The organism is Lapillicoccus sp., assembly GCF_039935575.1.
Classification (GTDB): domain Bacteria; phylum Actinomycetota; class Actinomycetes; order Actinomycetales; family Dermatophilaceae; genus Lapillicoccus.
This window is the reverse complement of record NZ_JBDTKA010000133.1, coordinates 1-3046: the sequence shown is the minus strand read 5'-3', so window position 1 is coordinate 3046 and position 3046 is coordinate 1. Positions and strand designations below refer to the sequence as shown.

Below are 3046 nucleotides of genomic sequence, written 5' to 3'. Positions count from 1 at the left end.
TCGAACCCATGAGCACGATCATCTACACGCTCACCGATGAGGCGCCGCTGCTGGCGACCTACTCCCTCCTGCCGGTGATCGAGGCGTATGCGTCGACCGCAGGCGTGGTGGTCGAGACTCGCGACATCTCCTTGTCGGGTCGCATCGTGGCGGCGTTCTCGGACCGGCTCCCGGCCGACCAGGCGACCGGCGACGCCCTGGCAGAGCTGAGCGAGCTGGCGAGCACGCCCGAGGCGAACATCATCAAGCTGCCCAACATCTCCGCCTCCGTTCCCCAGCTCAAAGCGGCGGTCGCCGAGCTGCAGGGCCAGGGCGTCGACGTGCCTGACTACCCCGACGAGCCGTCGACCGAGGACCAGCGTGAGATCCGCCGACGGTATGACCGGGTCCAAGGCAGTGCAGTCAACCCCGTTCTGCGCGAGGGGAACTCCGACCGTCGAGCTCCGGCGGCAGTGAAGAACTACGCCCGCCGCCATCCACATTCGATGGGGGCCTGGTCACCGAGCTCGACGACCAATGTGGCCACCATGGCTGAGCACGACTTCCGCTCAAACGAGCAGTCGGTGGTCATGGCCGCCGACGACACCCTGAGCATCAGGTTCGTCGCGCCGGACGGCACCTCGTCGACTCTCGTCGGGAGGCTCCCGGTGCTCGCCGGCGAGGTGGTCGACGCCACCGTGATGGAGGCGGCAGCGCTCGACGCGTTCCTTGCGGCCCAGATCGCCCGCGCCAAGGCCGACGGCGTGCTCTTCTCCGTGCACCTCAAGGCCACGATGATGAAGGTCTCCGACCCGGTCATCTTCGGCCACGTCGTGCGCGCCTTCTTCCCCGACGTCTTCGCCCGATACGGCGACACGCTGGCCGCAGCCGGGCTCGATCCCACCAACGGGCTGGGCGGGATCCTGGCCGGTCTCTCGGCCCTCCCGCAGGGCGACGAGGTCAGGGCGGCGATCAAGCAGGGCCTCGCCGACGGCCCGCCGCTTGCGATGGTCAACTCCGACAAGGGGATCACCAACCTGCACGTGCCGAGCGACGTGATCGTCGACGCCTCGATGCCGGCGATGATCCGCGCCTCGGGCCATATGTGGGGTCCGGACGGGGCCGAGGCCGACACGTTGGCGGTCATCCCCGACAGCTCGTATGCCGGCATCTACCAGGTCGTCATCGACGACTGCCGGGCGCACGGGGCCTTCGACCCGACCACAATGGGCTCGGTGCCCAACGTCGGTCTGATGGCCCAGCAGGCCGAGGAGTACGGCAGCCACGACAAGACTTTCGTCATGGCCGGGGAGGGCAGCGTCCGGGTTCTCGACAGCGCCCGCACGGTGCTCATGGAGCACCAGGTCCAGACGGGAGACATCTGGCGGGCCTGCCAGACCAAGGACGCTCCGATCCGCGACTGGGTCAAGCTCGCCGTCACGCGGGCGCGGGCGTCGCAGACGCCTGCGATCTTCTGGCTGGACGCCTCACGTGCGCACGACGCGAACCTCATCGCCAAGGTCGAGGCATACCTGGCAGAGCTCGACACCGATGGACTGGACATCTCCATTGCCGCGCCCGTCGACGCGATCGCCACATCGCTGGAGCGCATCCGCAAGGGGGAGGACACGATCTCCGTCACGGGCAACGTGCTTCGTGACTACCTCACCGACCTGTTTCCGATTCTCGAGCTCGGCACGAGCGCCAAGATGCTCTCGGTGGTGCCGTTGATGGCCGGCGGTGGCCTCTTCGAGACCGGTGCCGGCGGTTCGGCACCCAAGCATGTCCAGCAGCTGGTCGCCGAGAACCACCTGCGCTGGGACAGCCTCGGGGAGTTCATGGCCCTCGCCGAGAGTTTCCGGCACCTCGCGACCTCGACGGACAACCCCCGAGCCGCCGTGCTCGCGAACACGCTCGACCTCGCCACCGAGACCCTCCTCACCGAGAACAAGTCGCCGAGCCGACGCGTCGGAGAGATCGACAACCGCGGCAGCCACCTCTACCTGGCGCTCTACTGGGCGCAGGAGCTGGCCAAACAGGACGACGACACCGCCCTTTCCGAGGCGATGGCTCCGGTCGCCGAGGCCCTCGCGTCCGGTGTCGACGCCATCGAGTCCGAGCTGATCGGGCTCCAGGGGTCGGCGGTCGACCTGGGTGGCTACTACCGACCGGACGTGGCTCTCGCCAGCAACGTGATGCGCCCGTCGGCAACCTTCAACGCAGCACTCGCTCTGCTGGCGGCGCGCTCCGAGTCACTCGGCTGAGCGACGCACTGTGACCGAGCGCAAGCCCGTCGAGTGCTGGTTGACGGACATGGACGGGGTCCTCGTGCACGAGGAGCAGGCGATCCCGGGGGCCGCCGAGTTCATCACCCGGCTCGTCGAGATGGAGCGACGCTTCCTGGTCCTCACGAACAACTCGATCTACACGCCTCGAGACCTGCGAGCTCGATTGTCCCGCAGTGGTATCGAGCTCCCCGAGGAGGTCATCTGGACGTCGGCACTGGCGACCGCCGCCTTTCTCGCCGACCAGCGACCGGGCGGGTCGGCATATGTCGTGGGCGAGTCGGGGATGACGACGGCGTTGCACGAGGTTGGCTACACGATGACCGAGCGCGACCCCGACTACGTGGTGCTCGGCGAGACACGGACCTACTCGTTCGAGGCGATCACCAAGGCGATCCGCCTGATCGACGCCGGTGCGCGCTTCATCGCGACCAACCCCGACGCCTCGGGCCCGTCCCCGGAAGGACTCATGCCGGCCACGGGGTCGGTCGCCGCGCTGATCACCCAGGCCACCGGGCGGAAACCCTACTTCGTCGGCAAGCCGAACCCGTTGATGATGCGCAGTGCCCTGAACCGAATCGACGCCCACTCCGAGACGACGGCGATGATCGGCGACCGGATGGACACCGACGTCGTCAGCGGGCTCGAGGCGGGGCTGCGAACGGTCCTGGTACTGACGGGCTCGACGCGGCGCGAGCAGGTGGAGCACTTTCCCTATCGGCCCACCAGGATCGTCGACTCGATCGCCGACGTCATCCCGCTCGTGGACGAGTTCGGACGAG

2 protein-coding genes are annotated in these 3046 nt (G+C 68.0%); both read left to right on the top strand.

Annotation, left to right across the window (positions count from 1 at the left end; translation table 11 throughout):
- Positions 1-8 precede the first annotated feature (8 nt).
- Positions 9-2243, top strand: coding sequence for an NADP-dependent isocitrate dehydrogenase (locus ABI385_RS16110; RefSeq protein ID WP_348104782.1), 2235 nt, complete (start codon positions 9-11; stop codon positions 2241-2243).
- A 49-nt stretch (positions 2244-2292) separates the two neighbouring features.
- A partial coding sequence (locus tag ABI385_RS16105) for an HAD-IIA family hydrolase (RefSeq protein WP_348104781.1) occupies positions 2293-3046 on the top strand: 754 nt, incomplete at its 3' end.

Coding starts and splice junctions, on each gene's coding strand:
- ABI385_RS16110 (WP_348104782.1), top strand. CDS start 9: ATGAGCACGATCATCTACACGCTCACCGATGAGGCGCCGCTGCTGGCG.